Origin of the sequence: Kitasatospora sp. NPDC127035, assembly GCF_042726075.1 — a bacterium.
Lineage (GTDB): Bacteria > Actinomycetota > Actinomycetes > Streptomycetales > Streptomycetaceae > Kitasatospora.
On sequence record NZ_JBHXDN010000015.1, the window covers coordinates 105,491 to 129,592 of the forward strand.

28 protein-coding genes and 1 tRNA gene are annotated in these 24,102 nt (G+C 72.5%); 18 read left to right on the plus strand and 11 right to left on the minus strand.

Annotated features, from left to right (window positions below; genetic code table 11):
- Positions 1–244: 244 nt before the first annotated feature.
- Positions 245–1,243, plus strand: coding sequence for a trypsin-like peptidase domain-containing protein (locus ACFWIC_RS13365; RefSeq protein ID WP_380518292.1), 999 nt, complete (start codon positions 245–247; stop codon positions 1,241–1,243).
- On the opposite strand, the gene ACFWIC_RS13370 is transcribed toward ACFWIC_RS13365, so the two are convergent.
- A complete protein-coding gene (locus ACFWIC_RS13370; protein ID WP_329952233.1) occupies positions 1,210–1,914 on the minus strand; it encodes a helix-turn-helix transcriptional regulator in 705 nt (234 codons plus the stop codon). The genes ACFWIC_RS13365 and ACFWIC_RS13370 overlap by 34 nt on opposite strands.
- Before the next feature lie 442 nt (positions 1,915–2,356).
- Between ACFWIC_RS13370 and ACFWIC_RS13375 the strand changes: the two genes are divergently transcribed.
- Genes ACFWIC_RS13375 through ACFWIC_RS13405 form a run of 7 tightly spaced genes read left to right on the plus strand, consistent with a single transcriptional unit; the run spans position 2,357 to position 8,117 of the window.
- Positions 2,357–2,626 carry a phosphopantetheine-binding protein gene (locus tag ACFWIC_RS13375; RefSeq protein ID WP_329883051.1) on the plus strand — a complete coding sequence of 90 codons (270 nt, stop codon included), beginning with the start codon at positions 2,357–2,359 and terminating at the stop codon, positions 2,624–2,626.
- The gene (locus ACFWIC_RS13380; RefSeq protein ID WP_329883050.1) at positions 2,619–3,419 is read left to right on the plus strand and encodes a 3-oxoacyl-ACP reductase family protein; all 801 of its coding nucleotides are present in this window, start codon (positions 2,619–2,621) and stop codon (positions 3,417–3,419) included. The genes ACFWIC_RS13375 and ACFWIC_RS13380 overlap by 8 nt, the downstream gene beginning before the upstream one ends.
- Positions 3,416–3,955, plus strand: a complete 540-nt coding sequence (locus ACFWIC_RS13385) for a MaoC family dehydratase (RefSeq protein ID WP_329952232.1) — start codon at positions 3,416–3,418, stop codon at positions 3,953–3,955. Before ACFWIC_RS13380 ends, ACFWIC_RS13385 begins: the two co-directional genes overlap by 4 nt.
- Positions 3,952–4,800, plus strand: a complete 849-nt coding sequence (locus ACFWIC_RS13390; RefSeq protein ID WP_329883048.1) for an SDR family oxidoreductase — start codon at positions 3,952–3,954, stop codon at positions 4,798–4,800. Before ACFWIC_RS13385 ends, ACFWIC_RS13390 begins: the two co-directional genes overlap by 4 nt.
- Positions 4,801–4,822: 22 nt before the next feature.
- Positions 4,823–6,106, plus strand: a complete 1,284-nt coding sequence (locus ACFWIC_RS13395; RefSeq protein WP_355402173.1) for a beta-ketoacyl synthase N-terminal-like domain-containing protein — start codon at positions 4,823–4,825, stop codon at positions 6,104–6,106.
- Entirely contained in the window at positions 6,103–7,413 is a 1,311-nt protein-coding gene (locus ACFWIC_RS13400) for a beta-ketoacyl-[acyl-carrier-protein] synthase family protein (RefSeq protein ID WP_329952230.1), read from the plus strand. Before ACFWIC_RS13395 ends, ACFWIC_RS13400 begins: the two co-directional genes overlap by 4 nt.
- 14 nt (positions 7,414–7,427) lie before the next feature.
- Complete coding sequence (locus ACFWIC_RS13405) at positions 7,428–8,117, plus strand: alpha/beta fold hydrolase (protein WP_329883045.1); 690 nt, start codon at positions 7,428–7,430, stop codon at positions 8,115–8,117.
- A 109-nt stretch (positions 8,118–8,226) separates the two neighbouring features.
- Here the strand turns inward: ACFWIC_RS13405 and ACFWIC_RS13410 are convergent, their stop codons facing one another.
- From ACFWIC_RS13410 to ACFWIC_RS13440, 7 genes are all read right to left on the minus strand, one after another.
- Entirely contained in the window at positions 8,227–8,667 is a 441-nt protein-coding gene (locus ACFWIC_RS13410; protein ID WP_329883044.1) for a hypothetical protein, read from the minus strand.
- A 78-nt stretch (positions 8,668–8,745) separates the two neighbouring features.
- Positions 8,746–8,985, minus strand: a complete 240-nt coding sequence (locus tag ACFWIC_RS13415) for a DUF397 domain-containing protein (RefSeq protein ID WP_380364697.1) — start codon at positions 8,983–8,985, stop codon at positions 8,746–8,748.
- Positions 8,986–9,069: 84 nt separating this feature from the next.
- A complete protein-coding gene (locus tag ACFWIC_RS13420; protein ID WP_380364699.1) occupies positions 9,070–9,903 on the minus strand; it encodes a helix-turn-helix domain-containing protein in 834 nt (277 codons plus the stop codon).
- Positions 9,900–10,427, minus strand: coding sequence for a DUF6879 family protein (locus ACFWIC_RS13425; RefSeq protein ID WP_380518300.1), 528 nt, complete (start codon positions 10,425–10,427; stop codon positions 9,900–9,902). The genes ACFWIC_RS13420 and ACFWIC_RS13425 overlap by 4 nt, the downstream gene beginning before the upstream one ends.
- Positions 10,411–10,602 (minus strand): hypothetical protein, encoded by a 192-nt coding sequence (locus tag ACFWIC_RS13430; protein ID WP_329952293.1) that lies wholly within the window; start codon positions 10,600–10,602, stop codon positions 10,411–10,413. The genes ACFWIC_RS13425 and ACFWIC_RS13430 overlap by 17 nt, the downstream gene beginning before the upstream one ends.
- A 298-nt stretch (positions 10,603–10,900) precedes the next feature.
- Positions 10,901–11,092, minus strand: coding sequence for a DUF397 domain-containing protein (locus tag ACFWIC_RS13435; RefSeq protein WP_380518303.1), 192 nt, complete (start codon positions 11,090–11,092; stop codon positions 10,901–10,903).
- The gene (locus ACFWIC_RS13440; protein WP_380518306.1) at positions 11,085–11,951 is read right to left on the minus strand and encodes a helix-turn-helix domain-containing protein; all 867 of its coding nucleotides are present in this window, start codon (positions 11,949–11,951) and stop codon (positions 11,085–11,087) included. The genes ACFWIC_RS13435 and ACFWIC_RS13440 overlap by 8 nt, the downstream gene beginning before the upstream one ends.
- A gap of 296 nt (positions 11,952–12,247) precedes the next feature.
- On the opposite strand from ACFWIC_RS13440, the gene ACFWIC_RS13445 reads away from it, so the two are divergent.
- Genes ACFWIC_RS13445 through ACFWIC_RS13455 form a run of 3 tightly spaced genes read left to right on the plus strand, consistent with a single transcriptional unit; the run spans position 12,248 to position 13,148 of the window.
- A complete protein-coding gene (locus ACFWIC_RS13445; RefSeq protein ID WP_380518309.1) occupies positions 12,248–12,616 on the plus strand; it encodes an ATP-binding protein in 369 nt (122 codons plus the stop codon).
- Positions 12,617–12,660: 44 nt separating this feature from the next.
- The gene (locus tag ACFWIC_RS13450) at positions 12,661–12,879 is read left to right on the plus strand and encodes a hypothetical protein (protein ID WP_329883036.1); all 219 of its coding nucleotides are present in this window, start codon (positions 12,661–12,663) and stop codon (positions 12,877–12,879) included.
- On the plus strand, positions 12,876–13,148 hold the full coding sequence (locus tag ACFWIC_RS13455) for a hypothetical protein (protein WP_380518312.1): 273 nt from the start codon (positions 12,876–12,878) through the stop codon (positions 13,146–13,148). Before ACFWIC_RS13450 ends, ACFWIC_RS13455 begins: the two co-directional genes overlap by 4 nt.
- A 48-nt stretch (positions 13,149–13,196) precedes the next feature.
- On the opposite strand, the gene ACFWIC_RS13460 is transcribed toward ACFWIC_RS13455, so the two are convergent.
- On the minus strand, positions 13,197–14,879 hold the full coding sequence (locus tag ACFWIC_RS13460; protein ID WP_380518315.1) for an FUSC family protein: 1,683 nt from the start codon (positions 14,877–14,879) through the stop codon (positions 13,197–13,199).
- Positions 14,880–14,968: 89 nt separating this feature from the next.
- Between ACFWIC_RS13460 and ACFWIC_RS13465 the strand changes: the two genes are divergently transcribed.
- Positions 14,969–15,412 carry a MarR family transcriptional regulator gene (locus ACFWIC_RS13465; protein WP_329948555.1) on the plus strand — a complete coding sequence of 148 codons (444 nt, stop codon included), beginning with the start codon at positions 14,969–14,971 and terminating at the stop codon, positions 15,410–15,412.
- A gap of 67 nt (positions 15,413–15,479) precedes the next feature.
- On the opposite strand, the gene ACFWIC_RS13470 is transcribed toward ACFWIC_RS13465, so the two are convergent.
- Together ACFWIC_RS13470 and ACFWIC_RS13475 are read right to left on the minus strand one after the other, a co-directional pair.
- Positions 15,480–15,668, minus strand: a complete 189-nt coding sequence (locus tag ACFWIC_RS13470; RefSeq protein ID WP_380518318.1) for a hypothetical protein — start codon at positions 15,666–15,668, stop codon at positions 15,480–15,482.
- Between the two features lie 96 nt (positions 15,669–15,764).
- Positions 15,765–15,836, minus strand: a tRNA-Arg gene (locus tag ACFWIC_RS13475).
- Positions 15,837–16,079: 243 nt separating this feature from the next.
- Here ACFWIC_RS13475 and ACFWIC_RS13480 point away from each other — a divergent pair.
- From ACFWIC_RS13480 to thrB, 6 genes are all read left to right on the plus strand, one after another.
- Entirely contained in the window at positions 16,080–16,508 is a 429-nt protein-coding gene (locus ACFWIC_RS13480; RefSeq protein WP_380358329.1) for a response regulator, read from the plus strand.
- A 73-nt stretch (positions 16,509–16,581) separates the two neighbouring features.
- On the plus strand, positions 16,582–18,243 hold the full coding sequence (gene argS, locus ACFWIC_RS13485; protein WP_380518321.1) for an arginine--tRNA ligase: 1,662 nt from the start codon (positions 16,582–16,584) through the stop codon (positions 18,241–18,243).
- A gap of 86 nt (positions 18,244–18,329) precedes the next feature.
- Positions 18,330–19,724 (plus strand): diaminopimelate decarboxylase, encoded by a 1,395-nt coding sequence (gene lysA / locus ACFWIC_RS13490; RefSeq protein WP_329883029.1) that lies wholly within the window; start codon positions 18,330–18,332, stop codon positions 19,722–19,724.
- 138 nt (positions 19,725–19,862) lie between these two features.
- Positions 19,863–21,155: a homoserine dehydrogenase gene (locus tag ACFWIC_RS13495; RefSeq protein WP_329948552.1), complete on the plus strand. Its 1,293-nt coding sequence runs from the start codon at positions 19,863–19,865 to the stop codon at positions 21,153–21,155.
- A 9-nt stretch (positions 21,156–21,164) separates the two neighbouring features.
- Entirely contained in the window at positions 21,165–22,262 is a 1,098-nt protein-coding gene (gene thrC / locus ACFWIC_RS13500) for a threonine synthase (protein ID WP_329883207.1), read from the plus strand.
- 340 nt (positions 22,263–22,602) lie between these two features.
- Positions 22,603–23,538, plus strand: a complete 936-nt coding sequence (gene thrB / locus ACFWIC_RS13505) for a homoserine kinase (RefSeq protein ID WP_329883027.1) — start codon at positions 22,603–22,605, stop codon at positions 23,536–23,538.
- Positions 23,539–24,102 lie beyond the last annotated feature (564 nt).

The window sequence follows — 24,102 nt, forward strand, 5'->3', positions numbered from 1 at the left end:
TCACGCAGTCACCCTCCGGCGGCCCGGCCCGGTTCCCGTCCACCCCGCCCCGCCCCCGCCTCCCCGGCGGGGGCGGGGCGGCGGGCGATCCGGCGGTCGCGGGCGGCCGGGTGGCGGCGACCGGCTGAATTCTCATCCGGCTCCCAGCCGTGCATCACCGCCCTCCCAGCTCCGACCGCCATAGTCGGAGCGTTCTCGAACCGCCGCCGCCACCGTCACCGACCAGGGCAGGAGCCGACCGGGCATGGGCCAGCACCGCCGCCACCGACCACGCCGCAGCCTCCTGGCCCGCGCCGCGGTGGTCACCACGGCCCTCTCCGTCCTCACCGCCGCCGCCGTCCTCGCGGGCAGCCACGGAGCGACCTCCGAGGCGACCGCCGCCCGGCCGCCCGCCCCGGCGTTCGCGACCGCGGCCCCGGCCGCGCCCGGACTCCCCGCCGCCACCGGAGCGGCCTCGCCCGCCCCCGCGACCGCCGACGCCGCCGGGCCCTCCCCGGCCGCCACCGACCCGCCCGCACCGACGGACGCCACCGCCGCGCCCTCCCCGGTCGGCACCTCCCCGGTCGGCGACTCCCCGGCCGCGACCGCGCCGGGCACCACCGCCGTCGCGCCCGCCACGGCCGAAGCGGCCACCGTCGGCGCACTGTTCACCGGCGGCGTCCGGCCGGGCAACCACTTCTGCACCGCCAGCGTGCTGCACAGCAGCACCGGCAACCTGCTGCTCACCGCCGCCCACTGCCTGGACGACCCGGCCGGCGTCACCTTCGCCCCCGGCTACCGCGACGGCCGGGCCCCGTACGGCACCTGGCGGGTCACCGCCGTGCACACCACCACCGGCTGGTCCCGGGACGGCGACCCGGACGAGGACTTCGCCGTCCTGGAGACCGCCGCCGACGCCTCGGGCCACCGGGTCGAGGAGGTGGTCGGCGCCAACCCGCTCGGCACCGACGAGGACTTCGGCACCACCGTCCGCCTCTACGGCTACCCGTCCGGCAGCGAGGAGCCGCTCCTCTGCACCAACGTGACCGGCCGCCACAGCGCCTACCAGCGGGTCGTCGACTGCCCCGACTACCCCGGCGGCACCAGCGGCGGCCCGTGGATCTCCACCACCACCGGCCGGGTCGTCGGCACCATCGGCGGCTACCAGGAGGGCGGCGACACCCCCGACACCTCGTACAGCGCCTACTTCGACCACACCGTCGCCGCCCTCTACGCGGAGGCGCTCGCCGCGGCCGGCTCCTGACCGCCGTAGCGGCGCCGGTGCAGTCCGAGTGAGCGCACCCGGGCGTCCGCGGACGGCACCGCCGTCGGCCCGCAACAACCGACCGCCCGGAACCAGGCCGCGCGCCAGGCGGCGATCCGGTCCCCGGGGATGCCGCAGCAGCGGACGTAGGTGACCAGGAGCGGCTCCGAGGGCATCCGGAGCCCGGCCAGGACGTCCGCCAGGGTGCTGCGCGGCAGCGCCCCGAAGCCGCCCGTCCGGGCCCGCTCCTGGAGTTCGCGCAGCGAGGGCTGCCCGGCGGCCAGCCGCAGCCGGTGCATGGCCTCCAGCAGGTGGGCCGGTTCGTAGACCAGCTCGACCCGGCGGGCCCGGCCGCCCGGCGGTGCCCGGTCCGGCCGCCGGTCGGCGCGGGCCGTCGCGGTGCCCGCTCCGGTGGCGGCCCGCTCCCAGCGCTGCCGCGCCTCGCGGACCGAGGCCCCGCAGGCCGCCGCGTACGCCTCGACCACCCCCAGCCGGGGCAGTGCGGAGCCGCTGTCGGCCCGTGACAGCGTGGCCGAGGAGCACCCGGACCGGGTGATCCGGCCGGCCATCTGCCGGTAGGTGAGGCCGGACTCCGCGCGCAGGGCGCGCAGCCACTGGGCCAGTTCGTAGTGCGGTGCCGCCGATGGCATCGCATTCTTGCGTCGCGCCATTGCCGCCCTCCCCACGGCGTGCCGCCCGGTCGGCCGGTGTTCCCGGTAGCGGCCGGAACCTGGTCCGACCGGTTCGGCCAGCCGACTGCGGTGCGATGTCGTGAATCGCCTCGAATGACGTTCCGGGTGGTACACGTATGGGTGCGACCACGGTAGTCACCGGGTTCTACCAAGGTCAATGCCCTTTGCCTCTTCTTTGCATCGTCCCGCGTTGTGGGAGATACCACCACAGTGTCTTGCGGGGAGCCGTTGATTCAATTCGTCCGGAATGCGGCGGAACGGATTCCGCCGCCCTGGCCTGGGTGAAGCCGGGCCCGGCGGGCGTCCGGCCGGCGTGATTGTCCGGCGCCGCCGGGCCGAGTGGCTCTTGCGGCAGCCTTTACCGGTCTGTTGGCATTGGCGGCGTCCGCAGCGGTATTTAGGAACTCTCGGAGGAGGCATTATGTCGCCCACGGAAAACGCCGATTTCAACGTCCTGGTCGAGCTGCTCAAGGACGTCAAATCCGGCCTGGAAGACCAGCCGATCACCCAGGCCGACTCGGTGGTCGAGGACCTCGGGCTGGATTCCCTGGACCTTCTTCAGCTGGCCCGGAAAATCAACCGCAGGCTCGGCGTCGACTTCGACCTCGACAGCTGGAACGAGACCGCGGCCGAGCACCGCCGCACGGTCGGCTCGATCCTGGCCGTGGTCGAGGCGGCCCAGCGTGTCTGAGCGGCCCTCGACCGAGTCCGGCACCGGCCGGGTCGCCCTGGTCACGGGCGGCTCGCGCGGCATCGGCGCGGCCGTCGTGCACCGCCTCGCCGCCGAGGGCCTGACCGTGCACCTGGTCTACCGCGAGGCCGAGGAGGCCGCCCGGAACGTCGTCGCCGCCGTCACGGCGGCCGGCGGCCGGGCGGTCGCCCACCGCGCCGACGTCGCGGACGAGAAGCAGGTCGTCGACCTGGTCGAGCGGATCGCCGACCTGGAGGGCGCGCTGCACGTCCTGGTCAACAACGCGGCCGTAATCGACGACCGGCTGGTCGCCGCCACCCCGACCGCGCACTGGGAGCGGGTGCTCCGGATCAACCTGACCGGGCCCTTCCTGGCCTGCCGGGAGGTCCTCCCGGTCATGCTCGACCAGGGGTGGGGCCGGATCGTCAACATCTCGTCCAACTCGGTGCGGATCCCCGGCCCGGGCCAGAGCGCCTACGCGGCCGCCAAGGGCGGGCTGGAGGCACTCACCCGCACGCTGGCCGTCGAGGTCGGCCGCAAGGGCATCCGGATCAACACCGTCGCCCCCGGCAAGGTGCGCACCGAGATGACCGACGCCGTCGCCGAGCGGCTCGGTTCGGACGGCGCCGGCACCCGCTGGGGCCTGCCCGAGGACATCTCCGGCCTGGTCGCCTTCCTGGCGGGGGACGAGGCCGACTACATCCAGGGCCAGACCTTCACGGTGGACGGCGGCCGGCTGGTGATGCGGGCCGCGGCCGGCGCCCGGCCGCGCCGGGCGGGGGTGCCCGCGTGAAGTACTGGGAGGACCTGGTGGGCGCGCCCGACCACCGGTTCGGTCCGCTGGTCTTCGGCGGCGACCTGCTCGACCGCCTGCTCGACCTGATGGGCGAGAAGCACCCCGTCCACGACGACGACGCCTTCGCCCGGGCCCTCGACCGCACCCGGCGGATCGTGCCCGGCGGCTTCATCCACTCGATCACCTCCGGCTGGGTCGTCCAGCACGGCTCGCCGGCCGCCGTCGTCGGCCTGCGGACGCTGGCCTGGGACTTCGTCCGCCCGCTCTACCCCGACACCCCGTTCTGGTTCACCACCCGGACCGGCCGGGCCGTCGAGATCGACGACCGGCTCGGGCTGGTCGAGTCCACCCGGCGGGTGCACGACGAGGACGGCCGGGTGTACGCGATCGGCCGGATGAGCGTGGTGGTGCTGCGCCGGGCCGCGGCCGTCGCGCTCACCCCCCGAACGGACCCGGCCGCCCCGGGAACCACCACCGAGCCGGCGCGGGCGACGACCGCCCCCGCCCGGACCAGCGAGAGGACAGACCGATGACCGACGACTCCGCGAACCACCCGCCGGCCCCGGTGCCCGGGCCGCTCTCGCCCCGCCCGCTGGAGGGCCGGGTGGCCCTGGTCACCGGCGGCTCGCGCGGCATCGGCGCCGGCATCAGCCGCAAGCTCGCGGCCTGGGGCGCCACCGTGGCGATCAACTACGTCGACCGCGGCGGACCGGCGAAGGAGCTCGCCGCCGAACTCACCGCGGCGGGAGCCAAGGTGACCCTGCACCGGGCCGACCTGTCCGAGGCGGAGGCCGCCGAGGAGCTGATCGCCGAGGTCGCCGAGGCCCACGGCGACCTGCACATCCTGGTCCAGAACGCCGCGGCCACGAAGTTCTCCCTGCTGGAGGACGCCACGCTCGGCCAGTGGCAGTTCGTCCAGGACACCAACGCCCGGGCCACCTGGCTGCTGGCCAAGCACGCGGTGCCGCTGATGAAGGGCCGCCCCGGCGCCCGGTTCATCACCATCACCAACTCGACCACCACCCGGATCGTGCCGCGCGCCGGTCTGCTCGGCGCCGCCAAGGCCGCCCTGGAGAACCTCACCCGGTTCCTGTCCTACGAGCTGGCGCCGCACGGCATCGTCGCCAACTGCGTCCGCCCGGGCCTGGTGCAGACCGGCGTCTTCAACGTCCGGCCCGACTTCAACCACGGGGTGCGGCACGAGCTCTCGGTCACCCCGTGGACGGAGGGGCAGATGACCACCCCCGAGAACAGCGCCGACGTGGTCGCCATGCTCTGCCTGGACGAGGCCGCCTGGATCGTCGGGCAGACCATCACGGTGGACGGCGGCTACGCGCTCTGGGGCAACCTCAACAGTCCGCTGCGGGTGGGGGAGTGACACCGGGAAGGGGGGAGTCGCCATGTCCGAGGTGATCGTGACCGGTACCGGGGTGGTCTCCCCGGCCGGTCTGGGCACCGAACCGCTCTGGTCCGCGATGGCCGCCGGCCGGTCGTTCTTCGACTCGGACGGGCCGCTGCCCTGGCCGGTGGCCGCCGTCGACCGCGGCACCGTGGGGTGGCCGCCCGGCAAGCCCTGGGTGGACAACCGCAAGTACGCCAACCTGGCCGCCTACTGGGCGGTCGAGGCGGCCCGGCTCGCCCTGCGGCAGGCCGGCCGCGACCCGGACGCCCCGGACCACCCCGGCTGGGGGGACCCGGAGCGCGGCGGCACCGTGATGGCCGTCGGCAGCACCGGGGACGAGCTGGGCGACGTGATGCCCAGACTCGCCGGGATGGCCCTGGACGACCCGCGCCCCCTCGCCACCCTGCTCTACGAGGAGGTGCCGGACTACTCCTACATCCGCGGCATCCCCTCCCAGCTGGGCCAGTTCGTCTGCATGACGACCGGCTTCCGGGGCTCCAACGTCGCCGCCTACGGCGAGGTGGCGGCCGGTGGCCTCGGCGCCCTGGCGCTCGCGCTGCGGCTGCTGGAGAGCGGTGAGCTGGAGCGGGTGCTGGTGGTCGGGGTGGCTCCGCCGTCCTCGGTCACCGCGCTCGCCTCCTTCGACCGGGACGAGCCGATCGGCACCGAGGCCGTCCCCGGCCGCGGCCCGTTCGACGAGGACCGGGCCGGTCCGCTGCTCGGCCAGGGCGCCGCCGCCGTCCTGCTGGAGCGGGCCGCTCCGGCGGACGCCCCGGCGCCCCGGGCCCTGGCCCGGCTGCTCGCCTGCGAGACGGTGGTCGCCGCCGACCGGGCGAGCGCGACCGGCCTGGCGGTGCGGGCGGCGCTCCGCCGGTCCGGCGGCCGGCCCGACCTCTGGTGGGCGCACGGCTCGGGCTCGCAGACGGCCGACCGGGAGGAGTGCTCGGCCGTCCTGCCGCAGGTCGGCGCGGTGCCGGTGACCAGCAGCAAGGGCACCCTGGGCCTCGCCACCGAGTGTTCGGCGCTGATCGACACCGCGCTCGCGGTGGAGTCGCTGCGGCGCGGCCAGCTGCCGCCGGTCGGCCTGCTGCGGCGTCCCGACCCCCGGTTGGGAGGCCCGGACACGGTGACCGGGACGGCCCGCCCGGTGCCGGGCCTGGGCACCGCGCTGATCACCGGGGTCGACCACGGCCGGGGCACCGCCTCGGCGGGCGCCCTGGTGCTCGGCGGCGTCACGGGAGCCCCGGGCGACCACCACGCACGGCGGGAGGAGGAGCAATGACGGACGACGACATCGTGATCACCGGGATGGGCGTGGTCACCCCGATCGGCGCGACCGTGGAGGACTTCTGGGAGGCCAACCTGGCCGGCCGGTCGGGCGTGGTCGCCGAGACCCGGATGGACCTCGGCGGACTGCCCTGCGGCTGGGCCGCCGGGCTCATCCCTGACGACGTCCGGAAGGAGGTCGCCGAACGCTGGGGCGGCCCGGACCGCACCTGGGGCGACACCCTGCTGCACTGCGTGGTGGACCAGGCGCTCGGGGACGCCGGGATCACCGGCCCGATCGGCGGCGAGGCCGCCGGACTGGTCTGGTCCCGGGTCTGGCCCGGGCCGAGCGGCTCCTTCCCGCAGGACTACGCCGTCCACTTCCGGGAGCTCGGCGAGCGGTACCGGAGGATCGGGAACGACCCGGCCGTCGTGCTGGAGAACCTGCGGAACCGGCGGCTGTCGGCGGAGGCCTCGGACCACTCGGCCTTCCCGGTCGAACTGGCCGGACGCCTCGGCGTCCCGCTGATCGCCTCCCGGGTGGAGGCCACCTGCTCGGGCGGCCTGCGCTCGATCGCCGAGGCGGTCCGGCTGCTGCGGCTGGGCCGGGTGGAGGTCGCCGTGGTGGCGGTCTCGGTGTCCCGCAACACCCAGTACGTGCTCTCCCAGTACGGGCAGCTGATGGCGCTGTCCCGCTGGAAGGGCGACCCGGCCCACTCCTCGATGCCGTTCGACCGGCGCCGCTCCGGCATGGTGATCAACGAGTCGGCCGGCGCGCTGGTCCTGGAGACGGCGGCCCACGCCGCCCGGCGGGGCGTGACCGAGACGCACGCCGTGGTCGGGGGCTGGGGCCTGGCGGTGGACACCACCCACATCACCGCGCCGCAGGTCGGCATGGTCGAGCGGGTGATGCGCACCGCGATCGCCGGGTCCGGACTGACACCGGACGACATCGACACCGTCAACGCGCACGGGACGTCCACCAAGCTCAACGACATCACCGAGGCCCGGGCGCTGCACCGGGTGTTCGGCGAGCGGACGGCGGAACTCGACGTCTGCGCGGTGAAGTCGCTCACCGGGCACGGCTCCGCCGCGTCCGGGGTGGTGGAGACGGTGGCGGCGGCGCTCACCCTCGGGCGGGGCGTCATCCCACCGGTGGTGACCTGCACCGAGCCCGACCCGGCCTGCGCGGTGAAGACCTCGCTCACCCCGGTGGAGCGCCCGGTGAGCACGGTGCTGAAGAACTCCTTCGGCTTCGGCGGGCAGTACGCGTCGATGGTCTTCCGGCGCCCGGAACGACCGCGCCCGGCGCCGGTCCGGTGAGCGGCGGGAGGGCGGTGCCCGCGGTGGACCTGCCGGTCGAGGTGATCGAGCCGGTCGGCGGGCACCGTGCGACCGTCCTGTGGCTGCACGGTCTCGGTCAGGAGCCGGAGAGCCTGATCGAGGTGGCCGACCGGATGGGGCTGGACCGGGCGGGGATCCGCGGGGTCTTCCCGCGGGCGCCGCTGCGGCCGATCGGCCGGGTCTCCGGCGATCCGGCGCGGGCCTGGTTCCAGCAGGACGTCTTCTCGCTGGACCACCCCGGTCCGGAGTCGCTGCCGAGCGTGCTCGCGGTGGAGCGGCGGCTGCGCGCGGTGTTGGACGAGGAGACGGCCCGGGTGGGAGCCGGGCGGACGGTGGTCGCCGGGTTCTCGCAGGGGGCGCTGATGTCGCTGGTGCTGGCCCTGCGGTACCCGCAGCGGCTGGCCGGGCTGGCGCTGTACGCGCCGTTCCTCCCGGAGGAGGCCGTCCCGTTGCTGGCCTCCCGCCGGTCGGCGGTCGCGGCGGACCTGCCGGTCTGGATCGGTCACGGCGCGTTCGACTGGGTGATCCCGGAGCAGAGCGGGGCGAAGGTGCGGGACGTGCTGGCGGACTGGGGGCACCCGGTGCGCTGGCAGCGGTACCGGGCCGGCCACGAGGCGTTCGGTGGGGTGAAGCGCGGGCTGCCCGCCTTCCTCGACCGGGTGCTCGGCCCCGCCGGGGGCTGACCGGCGGGCCCGAACGGGGGCCGGGCTTCGAGACTCCTCTCGAAGTCCGGCCCCTGCGGCGCGATCCCTCGCACAGGAAGTCGGTCCGGCCGACTTCCTGCGCGGGGGATCACCGTTGCCGACCGGGGCAGGGCGGGGGAGGCTCGGAGGTCGGACTGTGGATTCGGGGGCAGGAGACGGCGGCGGTGGCCCGGAGCTGCCGGCCGGGTGTCCAGTAGTTCCACACCACGTCGTGGGGATAGCTGCGGAGGAAGGCATCGGCGTGCTTCAGGCGGAGTGCGGGTGAGAGGTCGGTGTCCAGGGCGGGGGCTTCGGCGAGCTGCTTGCCGAGCCAGACGAGGGCATCGGCTGGGTCGTCGGTGGTGTGCCCGATCTGGGATGCCGGTTTGGCCAGCCAGTGCATGACCTCCAGCGGCGGGGCGGGGCTGTGCCAGACCGAGCGGGCGCCGTTCTGGAATGCGGGCGGCCGTCGTTCGGTGTCCTCGGGGCGCCTGCCGCCCACCCAGGTGTAGCAGTGCCAGTGCAGGCCGGGCCTGTGCCAGTGATCCATTCGCGCCTACCGTTGGTGAATGAGCCGGCCCCGCTCCCGATTCCACTGGGAGCGGGGCCGATTCGTGCCCGGAGAGTGTCAGACCGCCGTGTCGAACCGGGCCGGGTCGATACCGGCAACGGCCAGTTCGGCGGTGCTGAACCTCAGTTCCGCACCGGGCCGCTTGGTGTCACCCATCACCCACAGCCCGCCGTCAACACCCGGCACCTCGCGCAGGGTCGCGCAGGTCTCGTGCTCCGACTGCGGGTTGCCGCCACAGGCCCTGTATGCGGCCGCGTCCGGCGGGATCTCGATCTCGTACAGGTCGAAGTGCTGCAACGTATTGGCTCCTGTCGTCGCCAGGAGCCAGGCGGTGGCTCCTGTTGTCGGGCTGGCCACCAATGTATGGGCGAAAGGCAGGTGCTACGAGGTGATTTCCTGTTCCCTCAAGAACTCGTCCCGAATTCCTTCGACCATGCGCCGCATATCATCGCCGGACAAAGCTCTGGCTGCGAATCCATCGAATTTCTGGACGTACGTTTCAGTGTCTCGCGGGTCGGTGACCACTACCTCGGCATGGATGGTTTCGACCGTGACCATGCGATCATCTCGGATGACGAAGGAGTGCGCCGGCACATCGGTCTGAGGTGCGGCCAGTGGCACAATCCGAATATCCACATGGGACAGGCGGGATACGGAAATGATGCGGTCCAGCTGCCCGGCCATCATGGCGGCAGGCACCAGGCGCCACCGGAGAACAGGCTCGGTCATGACGAATCGCAGGGTCTTGGTGGTGTCGTAGAGAGATTGCTGCCTTGCCAGTCGTGCTGCGACGGCCCGCGACAACTGCTCCTCGCTGAGATCTCTTCTCCCGAACACCGCTCGCGCGTATTCCGGGGTCTGCAACAGGCCGGGGACAAGGGAAGGTTGGAACACGCGAAGCAACTGGGTGGAGTCGTCCAGGGCTTTGATCTGCTGCTGCTTGCGGTAGTGGCCCAGGCGCCGGATCAGACGCCACGCCGTCGCTTCCGTGGCCTCTGCCCGCGCGGCGTCCATGTACTCGGCCTTGACCTCGTCCGAGACGGCTATGGCCGTGAGGATGCGCTCCACGTCCACGATGGCGGGCGACACCTTGCCGGTCTCGATCTTGCTCAACTTGCTCGGAGACATGACAGCGCCACGGGCCACCGCCTTGGCTTCCTTGCCGGAAGCCTTCCGGAGTTCCCGCAGTGCCGCCCCGAGCCGTGATCTGTTCACTCGCTGTACTGTGCCCACCATTCGGTGAACGGTACGGAGCGTGCCATCGCGAGATCGCGGTACGCCTTGAATTCGGCGAGCCTGCTGCTGTCAAGGAATTCGAGCCCGAGGTACTTCCCGTTGTCGTCGTAGCTCATCGCCGCCACGGCGTCGTTGTCGAACAGCCAGAAGTCCGGCGCCTCCGGAACGGGGTTCTCCTGGTCGGTGGTGTCGAGGATGTAGAACTCCTCGCCGGCCGCCATGTTCCGGTGGTACCCCCATGCGAGCTCGAACCGGAGGTAGTCGGTGAGCGGGCGCGCGAGGATGTGAACCCGGTACATGCGCTTACCGGACTGGGTGGCGTCGGCCACCGTCCCGACCCAGCCGGCCGTCCTGTACGCCTCCGGCTGCTCCTCGCCGGCGAGGAACGCCCGGTAGGCGTCCACTCCGCCCGACTGGCTGTAGTCGTCCAAGGTCTCCAGCCGGAAGGCCTCATGGTCGAACTCCGAGAACCAGTCGCCGAGGGTCCTAGATGAGGTTGTCACGGATCGCCTCTCGGATGAGTTCGACGGGGATTTCGACCAGCGTCTCATGAGCCGGAATCCGGAGGTCGTGCTCAGTCACTCGCTCACCCTGGACGGCGAGTGTGCCCCGGTCCGTCAAGTACAGCGTGGGGCAATCGCCTTCGTCGCAGGAACCTACAAGCCGCGTCAGCTTCACTGGTGCCTCCCGCTCGCCCGGTGTCATGACGATGTTCCCGAGGTGACCGGGGTGCAGGCAAGAGGCTTGTGTTTCCGGCACTGGAAACTGGCCTGACTTCGAACAGGAGCTCCGGAGTCCACATGCCACACCGCCCGGGACCGACCGACGAGCTCCCGCCGACGGATCCGCGCTTGACGCGGCAGACTGGTGCGCGCAGGAAGTCGGTCCGGCCGACTTCTTGAGTGGGCGGGGTTGCTGCGGTGATTTGGTAGGGGCGAAGGGGCGGCCCCCTGCCTGTTCAGGGGGCCGCCGATGCTCAGGCGTGGTGGTCGAGTTCGCCGGCCTTGATGGTGCGGAGGAGGTCGGCGAAGGTGGCGGCGGTGGTGCGGAGTATGAGTTCGCCGTCATCGGACTCCCGGAGTTCGACCAGCCCGCCTACAGCACGCACCTCAACACAGTTGTCGTTTGCTGCGGAGTAGCTGGACTTCTGCCAGGTCTGGCTAGCCATGCTTGCGTTCACTTTCTTTCATGATGGACTGGATGAGGTCTCGGGACTTTTCCTCGGACAGCGCTGAGGATTCCATCTGGGCAATGAGCGCACGAAATCTCGCCAGGTGCGCGGGCGCGTCGAAGAGCTGGCCACCGTGGCCGGTGTCCATCTGTGCGGCGTCCAGGTCGACGACGGGTCCCTCCGCGTATGTGAAGTTCTCGCTCGGGCTCGGGACGGAATCGACTCCGAACGGAACGACTCGGAGGGAGACATTCGGACGCTCTGATTCGATGAGAAGCGCTTCGAGCTGTTCGGTGAGGTCCTTCGGCCCACTGAACTGCATCCGCAGGGCTGCCTCGTGTATGAACGCACAGAACGACGTGGCGCCGGATTGCACCATGAGCTGCCTTCTCATGCGGAAGGACGTTCTGAGTCTGACCTCGTGGGGAGGTAGGGGCGGGTATGCCTGGGAGAAGAGAGCCGAGGCGTAGGCGGCCGTCTGAAGCAGCCCAGGAACGAAGGTGGTTGTGTAGGTGACGAGCCTCCGCGCATCAGATTCCAGCTCCGCCACGTCCAGGAAGTCCGTGGCGAGCTCTCCGCGATACTCCTCCCACCACCCACTCTTCCCTCGCGTTGTGATGATGTCGGCGAGAGCGTCGATCAAGGGTTGATTGACGCACATGCACAGTGCGGCGATGGTGTGCAGCCGCTCGACACTGATGCCGGTCTTCCCTGCTTCCATCTGTGTCACGTGAGCGGGGTTGATACCGAGGTCGCGAGCGAGCTGACTGCCTCCGAAGCCGGCCTGCTCCCGCATCCGCCGCAGCTCTGTGCCGAGCCTGCGTTGGCGAAGAGTTGGGTTGGAGCGAAGGGCCATGGCGTCCTCTCTGGATAGCGCAGGGCCAGTGTGCCGCGCTCACAGTGAGCGGGTCCATCCGGGCCGGATACCACGGTAGAGGGAACTTCCCGATCTGCGCCACAAATCTGTGGCGACATGGGCTAGGGTCTGCCTCATGGCAATCCGACGGATCGTCAGTAACGCTTGCTCATCCGGGCGGTAGGTGCCTGCTGCCCTCTTGCACCGCAGAGCAGCCATGGCCGGGCCTGGCTCACGGTGACGTCTCCGTCCTCGCCTCTCCTCCCCACTCGCACGACCTCACTCGGAGGTTCCCCATGCGTGCCTTCAACCCGCCCGACTGGTCCGCCGCCCGCGAGGAGCTGCGCACCGCGCTCACCCTCTCCTCCTGGCCCGACGACCTCATCGCGGACGCCGAACTCGCCCTCCACGAGCTGTACGTCAACGCCTGGCGCCACGCGGGCTGCCAGGCCCCGACCGTCGTGGTCGTCCTCCTCCCCACCCGCACCGTCCGCGTCTCCGTCGCCGACGACAGCCCCACCCTCCCCGAACCCCGCACCTCCGCCGACCCCTACGAGCTCTCCGGACGCGGCCTCCACCTCGTCCGCTCCCTCACCCACCGCTTCGGCGCCGACCCCCGCAAGTCGGGCAAGCGCGTCTGGTTCGAGCTGGACGCCGCCGCGTGAGCCGTCGACCGACCCCGCCCCCCTCGGGAAGGGGCCGCCCCACGATGGGCGTCGTCGTCCCCATCCCGCGCCCGCACATCGAGCGCACCACCGTCCCCTACCTCACCGTCGAGTCCGTCCCCGACGCCGACCTCCAGCTCCGCTTCCCCGTCGACCTCGACATCAACGCCGCCCCCGGCGACCACCTCGCCGTCCCCCTCACCCGCGCCCAGGCCCGCGACCTCCTCGAAAGCCTCGCCCACCACCTCGGATACCTCCGATGACCGACTACCTCGTCGCCACCGCCTTCGCCGTCCTCCTCGCCCTCGCCCTCGCGACCGTCGTCGTCGGCGTGGTCACGAGCCTGCGGATCGAGGACACCCCACCCCCACCCCCCATCACCCGCCACGGCCGCTGGGAACTGCGCCACCACCCCGACGGCACCACCGAATACGCCTGGATCGCCCGCCAGGCCGGCCACTTCAGCCCCGAAACCCGCCCCCACCCCTACCAGCGACAGAACCCCCGGGGCCGCCACCGCATACCCCGCTGACCGAACCGCCCTCCTCGCCCCGTCGGAGTCCTCCGGCGGGGTGGAGCGTCAGGAGGCCCCCGGCTCGGCGGCGCCCCCGTCCTCGGGCGGAGCCGGAGGTGGGTCGCCGAACACGCCGGCCATGGTGCCGAGCGCGTCGTCGACGGTGAGCAGCGCCGCCAGCATCCGCAGCTGCTCGGGAGTGCCCGTCGGCACCTCCCCGGCCTGTCGGGGGATCCGTGCGCGGACCGCCTGGTAGCCCGCTCCGGGACGGCGTCCGATCGACCGCCGGACCGCCGCGGTGTTCGCCGCCACCGCCCGGTTGAGCCGGGCCACCCGGGGATCCGACCAGAGCGCCGGGTCGGCTACCGCCCCGTCCACCAGCACGCGCAGCGGGGCCTCGCAGGCGCTGACGGCGTCCACCACGTCCGCCCGGTAGGGCCGGTCGGCCGGCGACCCGCCCCCGCGCCCGGTCAGCCGCCGCGTCAGCCGGCCTGCGCTCCGCTCGGCCCGCAGCGGGCGGGCCATCAGCCCGAGTTGCTCGACGCCGTACGCGAACCGCGCCCGGCCGCGCAGCAGGGCGGGCCGGTCGGTACCGGCGACACCCAGCAGGTCGGTCAGCGCGGCCAGCGCGTCGGCGGTGCGCCGCCGCAGCACGTCCCGGGTCCGGAGCGGGAGGACCAGCCAGGCCGCCGCGATGCCGACGGCCGCGCCGAGGCCGATCGCCGCCAGCCGGGTGCGCAGCAGGTCGTCCGAGCCCTGGCCGAACCACCCGTACAGCAGCGAGAGCACGGCCGTGACGCACCCGGCCCAGTAGGCGTAGCTGAGTTCGCGCAGCCAGGTGGCGAGCGCCAGGACCGCGAAGATGAGCACGACGGCGGCGTCCTCGTGCGGGCCGAAGGAGCCCGCGACGGCCGTGGCGACGACCGTGCCCGCAGCCGCGCCGACCGCCCGCAGCAGTCCCTTGAAGAGGACGTCGGCCCGGCCGCGCGCGCCGCTGCACACGATGAACGCGGTGAGCACCACCCAGGCCCAGTGGTCCGGCCAGACGGCCCGCCCGGCGAGGAACGCCCCGCCCACGGCGCCCGCCATCTGGAGGGCCATCCGGGTGTGGACGAGTGGCCGCCACCGGGCCGCCGGTCGGGGTTCCGGTGCCGCGCCGCCCGGGTCGGCCGGTTCCGGGGCCGGTGCGGGCGGCCGGACGGGGGCGGGCACCAGCCCGGTCCGGACGGCGACGGCCTGGGCCGTGGCCACCCAGGCGCCGGAGACCAGCGCGATCAACGCGACCCACAGGGTGTGGTCGTGGCCGGGGAGCGGCCCGGCGTCCGGCGGCATGACCAGCAGGGCGATCAGCGGCAGCACCAGCAGGCCGCCCGCCCGCCCGGCTCGCGGGCCGAACCGGCGGACCCAGATCGGCAGCGCCGTCCCGAGGGTGAAGAGGACGTCGCCGAGGTTCGGGTGGAGGGTCATCAGCCGCCCGACCTCGGCGGCGCCCGCGGCGGCGGCCGGCAGGACGGCGAGCCCCAGCAGCCGGTCGTACCGGTCGGCGGTGAGCTGGACCCGTGCGGCGGTGGCCGCCAGCACCACGGCCTGGACGACCACGTCGACCCGCAGGTGCGCGAGGTGCTCGATCAGGAGCGCGGAGCCGTAGGCGGCCAGCATGGCGGCCGTGGTGACGGCGGTCTCGCGGAGCAGCAGCAGCCCCGGGTCGAAGCGGACGGCCCGGCGTAACCCGGAGAAATACTTACTCATCACGTACGGATTTCTCCCTTGCCTGCTGACGCTGACCGAGGAACCGACGGAGTTCTCCCACGCGAAGTGGTAAGTGTTAGCGTAGCAATATGGAGATCGACCAGCCATGGCTCAGCGAGGCGGCGGAGATCCGCCAGGGCACCACCCGACTGGCCCGCCGACTGCGGTCCGAGCGTGCGGGGGAGGGCCTCAGCCTGAACAAGCTGAGCGTGCTCGGGCACCTGCTCCGGTACGGCCCGATGTCGCCGGGGGCGCTCGCCGCGGCCGACCACCAGCAGCCGCAGTCGCTCACCCGGGTGTTCGCCGAACTGGAGCGCGACGGCCTGCTCCGCCGGGTCCCGGACGAGCGGGACCGCCGCCAGTCCGTCCTCCACCTCACCGCGGACGGCCGTACCGCGCTGGCCCACGACATGGCGGGCCGGGACGCCTGGCTGGCGGACGCCCTGGAGGCCCTCACCGAGACCGAACGCGAGGTCCTCCGCCTCGCCGCGCGTCTGATGGACCGCCTGGCCGACACCGCCGACCGGCCCTGACAGGCCCCGACCGCCCACCCGGATCCGCACCCCACCCGGATCCGCACCCCGCCCGGAGCGGCCCCGACTAGCGCTTCAGGGACCGGTACCGCTTGAGCAGGGCGGTGAGCCGGGCCGGGTTCGCCGCGCCGTTCAGCTCGACGAGCAGGTCGTCCGGGCAGAGCTCGTAGTGGTCACCCCACCACCGCTGCACCTTGTTGTCCCGGATCCGGTAGCCGCCCGGCACGCCCCTGGCCACGTAGCGGCGCCTGCCCATGAAGCCCCCGCCCCACCGCGCGTCCTGAAAACGAATCAGGCCCAGTCCCGCGGTAACTTACCGCTGGCCTGGGCCTGTTCAGCACTTCTTGCGAAGTGCCCCCGGCAGGATTCGAACCTGCGCACCCGCCTCCGGAGGGCGGTGCTCTATCCCCTGAGCTACGGGGGCCTGCTTGTTGTCGTCGCCTTCGCTCCGACGTGGAGAACATTACCAGGCTCCGGCCGTGCTCCGTGCACGGGTTTCGCAGGAGGTCGGACGGGGGGTCGGGCGGGAGGCGGGGTGACGGGTCGGGGGACCGGTGGGGTCGGCGGGGCGGGAGGGGGCGGACAGGGGGCGGCCAGGGGGGAGCGGAAGTGCGGAAAGGCCGGACGGGGCGGCGGGCCCGCCGATACCCTCGGTGAGGTGTCGGGAGTGTCCGGGCGGGTCCTCGTGGTGGACGACAGCGAGGTGATCCGTCAGCTGATCAGGGTCAACCTGGAGCTTGAGGGCTTCGAGGTGGTGACCGCCGCCGACGGTGCCGAGTGCCTGGAGGTGGTCCGCCGGGTGAAGCCCGACGTGGTGACGCTGGACGTGGTGATGCCGCGGCTGGACGGCCTGCGGACGGCGGCCAGGCTGCGGGCGGCGCCGGGCACGCGGCGGCTGCCGATCGCGATCGTGAGCGCCTGCACGCCGGCGGACCTGGACCTGGGGGAGTCGGTCGGGGTGGACGGCTACCTGGGCAAGCCCTTCGATCCGGCGGACCTGGTCGCGCTGGTGCGGCGGTTGAGGGAGCTGGGCGACGGCGCCGGGGAGGCGGCTGGATTTCGCCCTCAGCGAACAGACGGTATCGATCGGGGCTGAGCACGGCGCCCGGGCGTCTCGACCGGCAAACCGAGTGGCGGACGCCCCTCCCACCTCGCCTACGCTTGGCGTCGTGACCCCCGCAGAGCTTTCCCAGGCAGTCCAGGCCGCAGTGAGCGCCGCCGTCGAGGCGGGCGAGCTGGCCGTCGCCGTGCCCGAGCACGTGACGGTCGAGCGGCCCAAGAACAGGGACCACGGCGACTACGCGACCAACGTGGCCCTCCAGCTCGCGAAGTCGGCCGGCCGGCCGCCGCGAGCCGTGGCCGACCTGGTGGCCGCCCGCCTGCGAGAGCTGCCCGGGGTCGCCAAGGTCGACATCGCCGGGCCGGGCTTCCTGAACATCACCTTCGACGCCGCCACCCAGGGCGAGCTGGCCCGCACCATCGTCGAGGCCGGCGCCACGTACGGGCACAACGACGCCCACAAGGGCCTGAAGATCAACCTGGAGTTCGTCTCCGCCAACCCGACCGGCCCGATCCACATCGGCGGCGTCCGCTGGGCCGCCGTCGGCGACTCGCTGGCCCGGGTGCTGCGCGCCACCGGGGCCGACGTCACCACCGAGTACTACCTCAACGACGCCGGCGTGCAGATCTCCAAGTTCGCCGGCTCGCTGAAGGCCGCCGCCAACGGGCTGCCGGTGCCGGAGGACGGCTACGTCGGCGAGTACGTCGCGGACATCGCCAAGGCGATCGTGGACGGCGTCCCGGGCGTGCTCGACCTGCCCGACGCCGAGCAGCTCCGGGCCTTCCGCGTCGAGGGCCTCAAGCTCATGGTGGCCGAGATCCAGCGCTCGATGGAGGAGTTCGGGACCCACTTCGACGTCTGGTTCTCGGAGAAGTCGCTGCACGACTCCGGCGCCGTAGAGAAGGCCATCGAGCGGCTGCGCGAGCAGGGCCACGTCTTCGACCAGGACGGCGCGATCTGGCTGCGCACCACCGACTTCGGTGACGACAAGGACCGCGTCCTGGTCAAGGCCGACGGCGAGACCACCTACTTCGCCGCCGACGCCGCGTACTACCTCTCCAAGCGGGACCGGGGCTCCGAGGTCTCGGTCTACATGCTGGGTGCGGACCACCACGGCTACGTCAACCGCCTCAAGGCCATCGCGGCCTGCGCGGGCGACGACATGGACCGCAACATCGAGGTCAAGATCGGCCAGTTCGTGAAGATGATTCGCGACGGCGAGGAGGTCCGCATGTCCAAGCGGGCCGGCAACATCATCACGATCGACGACGTCGTCGACTGGATCGGCGTGGACGCGGCCCGCTACACCCTCGGCCGTACCCCCACCGACTCCACCATCACGCTCGACATCAACGTGCTGACCAGCCAGACCAACGAGAACCCGGTCTACTACGTCCAGTACGCCCACACGCGGATGTGCGGTGTCGCGCGCAAGGCCGTCGAGCTCGGCGTCGACAAGGGCGCGGCCGCCGACTTCAAACCCGAGCTGCTCGTCACCCAGTGGGAGAACGACATCCTCGGCGTGCTCGGCGAGTTCCCGAAGGTCCTGGCCACGGCGGGCGAGCTGCGCGAGCCGCACCGGGTCGCGCGGTACCTGGAGGTCCTCGCGGGCAAGTACCACCGCCTGTACGAGAACTGCATGTTCCTGCCCAAGGGCGACGAGGAGCTCAACGACACGCACCGGGCCCGGCTCTGGCTGGTCGAGGCCACCCGCACGGTCATGGCCAACGGCCTCACGCTCCTGGGCGTGACGGCGCCCGAGCGGATGTAGCACCACCCCCAAGCGCACAGCGGGGGCGGCGGACGGTCAACGGGGACCGTCGCCGCCCCTCGCCATAGGTCAAGGACACAAGGGACATGAGTCGCTCCGCACACCCCGCAGGCCCCCGGCACGGTGACGTGCTCCCCGAGGGCCACTACCAGGCCCCGCCGGCCGACCTGAACGCGCTCGACCCCAAGGTCTGGTCGGAGACGGTCGCCCGCGGTGCCGACGGCGTCGTCACCGTCGCCGGCCTCGACGTCAACCGGATCGCGGCCGAGTTCGGCACCCCGGCCTACGTCCTGGACGAGGCCGACTTCCGCTCCCGGGCGCGCGCCTGGCGGGACGCCTTCGGCGACGACGCGGACGTGTACTACGCCGGCAAGGCGTTCCTCTCCAAGGCGGTCGTGCGCTGGCTGCACGAGGAGGGGCTGAACCTCGACGTCTGCAGCCCGGGCGAGCTGGCGGTGGCGCTGGGCGCCGGGATGCCCGCCGAGCGGATCGCGCTGCACGGCAACAACAAGTCCGTCCACGAGCTGGAGCAGGCCGTGAAGGCGGGCGTCGGCCACGTCGTGGTCGACTCCTACGAGGAGATCGAGCGCCTCGCCGCGATCGCCGCCCGCCAGGGCGTGCGCCAGCAGGTGCTGATCCGGGTCACGGTCGGCGTCGAGGCGCACACCCACGAGTTCATCGCCACCGCGCACGAGGACCAGAAGTTCGGCCTCTCGCTCACCGGCGGCGCGGCCGCCGAGGCGGTCCGCAGGGTCCTCGCCCACGGCGGGAGCCTGGAGCTGCGCGGCATCCACTCGCACATCGGCTCGCAGATCTTCGACACCGCGGGCTTCGAGGTGGCCGCCCGCCGGGTGGTGGGCCTGCTGGCGGAGATCCGCGACGAGCACGGTGTCGAGCTGCCCGAGATCGACCTCGGCGGCGGCCTCGGCATCGCCTACACCAGCGACGACGACCCGCGCGAGCCGGCCGAGATCGCGGCCGCGCTGGCCGGCATCGTCCGCCGCGAGTGCGACGCCTCGGGCCTGCGGGTGCCGCGGCTGTCGGTCGAGCCGGGCCGGGCGATCGTCGGCCCGACCGCCTTCACGCTGTACGAGGTGGGGACGGTCAAGCCGCTGGAGGGCCTGCGGACCTACGTCAGCGTGGACGGCGGAATGTCCGACAACATCCGGACCGCGCTCTACGACGCCGAGTACTCGGTGGCCCTGGTGTCGCGCACCAGCGACGCGGAGCCGATGCTGGTCCGGGTGGTCGGCAAGCACTGCGAGTCCGGCGACATCGTCGTCCGGGACGCCTTCCTGCCGGCCGACCTGGCCCCGGGCGACCTGATCGCGGTGCCCGCCACCGGCGCCTACTGCCGTTCGATGGCGAGCAACTACAACCACGCCCTGAAGCCTCCCGTGCTGGCCGTCAAGGACGGTGCGGCCCGGGTGATCGTCCGGCGCGAGACGGAGGAGGATCTCCTGCGTCTCGATATCGGATGACGAAATCCTTGTCTCAGATCATGGAACGACCGTAGATCCGTACGGAAAGTCCCGGAGACTGGTACGGACCGAAGGTCCGGCGGGGGCATGAAATCCCGCCGGACGAACCGAAGCACGATGAATGCAGAGCGGAGTCGGATGATGCGTACGCGGCCGCTGAAGGTGGCGTTGCTGGGCTGTGGTGTGGTGGGCTCCGAGGTGGCGCGCATCATGACGACAGACGCCGCCGACCTCGCCGCGCGCATCGGCGCGCCGGTCGAGCTCGTCGGTGTCGCGGTCCGCCGGGCGGGCCGTCCCCGGCCGGGCGTGCCCGACCACCTGATCACCACCGATGCCGAGGCCCTGGTCAACCGGGGCGACATCGACGTGGTGATCGAGGTGGTGGGCGGCATCGAGCCGTCCAAACACCTCATCCTGTCGGCGTTCCGGCAGGGCGCCTCGGTGGTCAGCGCCAACAAGGCGCTGCTCGCCAAGGACGGCACCGAACTGCACGCGGCGGCGGCCGAGGCCGGCGTGGACCTCTACTACGAGGCCGCGGTGGCCGGTGCGATCCCGCTGATCCGCCCGCTGCGCGAGTCGCTGGCCGGTGACCGGGTGAACCGGGTGCTGGGCATCGTCAACGGCACCACCAACTTCATCCTCGACAAGATGGACAGCACCGGCGCCGGCTACTCGGAGGCGCTGGAGGAGGCCACCGCGCTCGGCTACGCCGAGGCCGACCCGACGGCCGACGTGGAGGGCTTCGACGCCGCCGCCAAGGCCGCGATCCTGGCCGGCATCGCCTTCCACACCAAGGTGACCGCGGCGGACGTCTACCGCGAGGGCCTGACCGAGGTGACCGCCGCCGACATCGCCTCCGCCAAGAAGATGGGCTGCGTGGTCAAGCTGCTGGCGATCTGCGAGCGGGCGGCCGACGGCGAGTCGGTCACCGCGCGCGTCCACCCGGCGATGATCCCGCTGTCGCACCCGCTGGCGTCCGTCCGCGAGGCGTACAACGCGGTGTTCGTCGAGGCCGAGGCGGCCGGACGGCTGATGTTCTACGGCCCGGGCGCGGGCGGCGCGCCGACCGCCTCGGCGGTCCTCGGCGACCTGGTCGCGGTCTGTCGCAACAAGCTCGCCGGTGCCACCGGCCCCGGCAACTCGGTGTACACGCAGCTGCCGGCCAAGCCGATGGACGAGGTGGTCACCCGCTACCACGTCAGCCTGGACGTCGACGACCGCGCGGGCGTGCTCGCCCAGGTCGCGTCGGTCTTCGCCGAGCACGGGGTCTCCATCGACACCGTGCGCCAGCAGGGCCGCGACGGCGACGCCTCGCTCGTCGTGGTCACCCACCGGGCCACCGACGCCGCCCTGTCGGCGACGGTGGACAAGCTCCGCGCACTGGACAGCGTGCGCGACGTGGCCAGCATCATGCGGGTCGAAGGGGAGTAGGAACAGATGATGAGCGGCGTTGCCGAGAACGCGGCCAGAGGCACCCACACCCACCAGTGGCGCGGCCTGATCGAGGAGTACCGGGACCGCCTGCCGGTCAGCGAGGCCACCCCGGTGGTCACGCTGCTGGAGGGCGGCACCCCGCTGGTTCCCGCCCAGGTGCTCTCCGAGCGCACCGGCTGCGAGGTCTACCTCAAGGTCGAGGGCGCCAACCCGACCGGGTCCTTCAAGGACCGCGGCATGACGATGGCCATCTCCAAGGCGAAGGAGGACGGCGCCCAGGCCGTCATCTGCGCCTCCACCGGCAACACCTCGGCCTCCGCCGCCGCCTACGCGGTGCGGGCCGGGATGGTGTCGGCGGTGCTGGTCCCGCAGGGCAAGATCGCCCTCGGCAAGATGGGCCAGGCGCTGGTCCACGGCGCCAAGATCCTTCAGGTGGACGGGAACTTCGACGACTGCCTCACCCTTGCGCGTGAACTGTCCGAGAAGTATCCGGTGGCGCTGGTCAACTCGGTGAACCCGGTTCGCATCGAGGGCCAGAAGACCGCGGCCTTCGAGATCGTCGACATGCTCGGCGACGCGCCGGACATCCACGTCCTGCCGGTCGGCAACGCGGGCAACATCACCGCGTACTGGAAGGGCTACCGCGAGTACGCGGCGGACGGCCTGGCCGCCCGCACCCCGCGGATGTGGGGCTTCCAGGCCGCCGGCTCCGCCCCGATCGTGGACGGCGCCCCGGTGCTCAAGCCGCAGACCATCGCCACCGCGATCCGGATCGGCAACCCGGCATCCTGGGACTACGCGCTCGCCGCGCGGGACGAGTCGGGCGGCCTGATCGACAAGGTGACCGACCGTCAGATCCTGTCCGCCTACCGGCTCCTGGCCTCGCAGGAGGGCGTCTTCGTGGAGCCCGCGTCGGCCGCCTCGGTGGCCGGTCTGCTGGCCAAGGCGGAGGCCGGCCTGGTCGACCCGGGCCAGCGGATCGTCTGCACGGTGACCGGCAACGGCCTCAAGGACCCGGACTGGGCGGTGGCCGGCGCGCCGCAGCCGCAGATCGTCCCGATCGACCCGGAGACCGCCGCGCAGCGCCTCGGCCTGCTCGACTGACCCGCGACCGAACGCCGGGCCGACCCTTTCGGGGGTCGGCCCTGCGTCGTTCTCGACTGACACTTTTGTGTCAATTCCACGGCGCATTCCGATCCGATTCCGGCATGGATTCCGGCCAGAACCGGCAACACACCAGACGGAAGGCCCACGGGGTGTACCGCTGTGGAACCTCTCTTCGATACTCTGGGTCCGGCCGTGTGGCACATGCCCCGGGTCCGGCCCCACCGCGGGAGCCGCACCATCGACTGTGACCGACCGCCCCGGCCGGGGCCCGCGGCCCCCTCCCACCCTCGCACCGACGCGCTTCGCGCCGCCCGATTTCCCCAGGAGAGTCCACCGCATGGCCGGTCCTGCGTTCCGTGCCGCCGCCGTCCGGGTCCGGGTCCCCGCGACCAGTGCCAACCTCGGCCCCGGCTTCGACGCCTTCGGACTCGCGCTGGGTCTGTACGACGACGTGGTCGTCCGGGTCTCCGACTCCGGGCTCTCCGTCGACATCGCCGGTGAGGGTGCCGACAGCCTGGCCCGCGACGAGCGCCACCTCGTGGTCCGCTCGATGCGCGCCGCCTTCGACCGTCTCGGCGGCCAGCCGCGCGGCCTCGAAGTCGTCTGCGCCAACCGCATACCGCACGGCCGCGGCCTGGGCTCGTCGTCCGCCGCGATCTGCGCCGGCATCGTGGCGGCCCGCGCCGTCACCATCGGCGGCCCGTCCGCGCTGGACGACGACGCCCTGCTCGCCCTCGCCTCCGAGCTGGAGGGCCACCCGGACAACGTCGCGGCCTGCCTGCGCGGCAACTTCACGGTGGCCTGGACCGAGGAGGACACCGCCCGGGCGGTCGCCCTGGAGCCCTCCGACCAGGTCGTCCCGGTGGTCTTCGTACCGGCCACCGAGGTGCTCACCGAGACCGCCCGCGGCCTGCTGCCGAAGACCGTCCCGCTGGCCGACGCCGCCGTCAACGCGGGCCGCGCCGCGCTGCTGGTCGAGGCCCTGACCCGGCGCCCCGAGCTGCTGCTCGCCGCCACCGAGGACCGGCTGCACCAGGACTACCGGGCCTCCGCGATGCCGGACAGCGCCGCCCTGGTGGGCGCGCTCCGCGCGGAGGGCGTCGCCGCGGTGATCTCCGGCGCGGGCCCGACCGTGCTCGCGCTCACCGACGAGGCGGGCGTGCAGAAGGTCCTGTCCTTCGCCGAGGGCCACGGTTCCGGCGGCCCGGTGTTCGCCGCGCACCGGCTGGAGCTCGACCGGACCGGGGCCACGGTGCTCCCGCTCGACGTCTGAGCACCCGTTCGGAGCGGGCCCGGACCGGTGCGCCGGAGCCGGGCCGTCCGGACACGATTGGCAAGCGCAAGGCTGGGGAATGTCTGAGGGGGTCGGTAGTGTTAACCTCATTGCTGCACCAGGTGCCCTCCGGGGCTAGGTGCGCCGCGTCCCGATCCCAGCACTCCGCACCAGCGGAGTCCCGGCGATATACGGGGCGACGATTCTCCGGGAGCCCACCGCAGCGCGTACGCAGCCTGCCTGCGCGACTTGCGGCCGCATCCCGAAGCCGTGACGGCACCTGACTCCCACCCGCGGCCTCCCACCTTGAGGCACAGGACGGGCGGAGCACGGGCCACCGTCACGCGACGGGGGCCCGGGATTCGCAGGCAGCGTGGGGATATCTCCCCGCCGAAAGCTGGGGTGGGGGTACCACCCGGCCGAAGGCTGGGGGCGGGTCGACGTTCGACCGTTCCACCACGCCACTCAGCACCACCGTGCTTCATGCACCGCACCTCGCAGCTCTCCCCCGACCGGCACACCGCCATCCGGGGGATCACCGCCTCGGACCGACGCAGACGAGCG